Raw genomic sequence first — 1048 nt, 5'->3', positions numbered from 1 at the left:
AAAAAATATTTTTACCATTTGAGCAATGTGGGGGTGGTGCTAGTCGAGATCAAGGCACTGGTCTAGGATTAGCTATTAGCCAGAAAATTGTTAATCTCATGGGAAGTTTTATCCAGGTTGAAAGTACTTGTGGCAACGGTAGCGTTTTTTCTGTGGATTTGGATTTACCTACTACCACAGTAATGGATTACAAACCTAAAATTTATACCAATACTATCGTTGGTTTCCGGGGAAAGGTGCGGAAAATAGTAGTGGTAGATGACAAACCGGAGAATCGCTCTGTTATTGTTAATTTTTTACAACCTCTGGGATTTGAATTTTTGGAAGCGAGTAATGGGGTTGAGGGTTTGCAAAAAGCCACAGAATTTAACCCTGACTTAATTATTACTGACTTAGTGATGCCAGTTATGGATGGCTTTGAAATGATGCGACGTATCCGCTCATCAGAGCAATTGAAACATATCCTGGTAATCGCGACATCTGCCAGTGTTTATGAATTAGAACAGCAACAGAGTCAGGATATAGGCTGGACTGATATTCTTTGTAAGCCTGTGAACGTTGAAGAATTACTCGATAAATTAAAGCAGCATCTGCAACTGGAATGGGTATATGAACAGTATGTTCCAGAAGTATCAAAAATCAAAATTGAATCCGCTCAAAAAGTTATGCCAGACGCCACTTTGCCTCCTCCAGACGATGTATTAGCTGAACTTTATGACCTGGCCAAGAAAGGGAATATGTTCGCTATCACTAAAACGGCAGAAAATCTGAAAGAATTAGATGATAAGTTTATTCCCTTTGCTCAGATTATATCGAATTATGCTAATAAATTCCAATTAAAAAAAATTAGAATATTGATAGAAAAGTATCTTGAAAATAATTAGTATAGCGCAGGGAATCGGGAATCGGAATCCCCCCTAACCCAGGGCTATTTCATTCTAAAAAGTTGCTTAAGCGTGTCTAGACCAAAAGAACAGAGTCGTTGAGCTTGTGCCATGTTTTCAAACATGTGGTCACGGTATAAATTGAGTGTAAAATTGCGAGCTAT

Annotated in this window: 1 protein-coding gene; it reads left to right on the top strand. The window is 38.2% G+C overall.

What is annotated here, in order from left to right; genetic code table 11:
- The coding region (locus F6K53_RS45165; RefSeq protein ID WP_293087691.1) for a response regulator at positions 1–884 on the top strand (884 nt) is incomplete at its 5' end.
- Positions 885–1048: the final 164 nt, after the last annotated feature.

The sequence above is a fragment of the Moorena sp. SIO4A1 genome, from assembly GCF_010672065.1.
Classification (GTDB): Bacteria; Cyanobacteriota; Cyanobacteriia; order Cyanobacteriales; family Coleofasciculaceae; genus Moorena.
The sequence above is the reverse complement of the archived record's forward strand: the minus strand, read 5'-3'. Positions and strand labels throughout refer to the sequence as shown.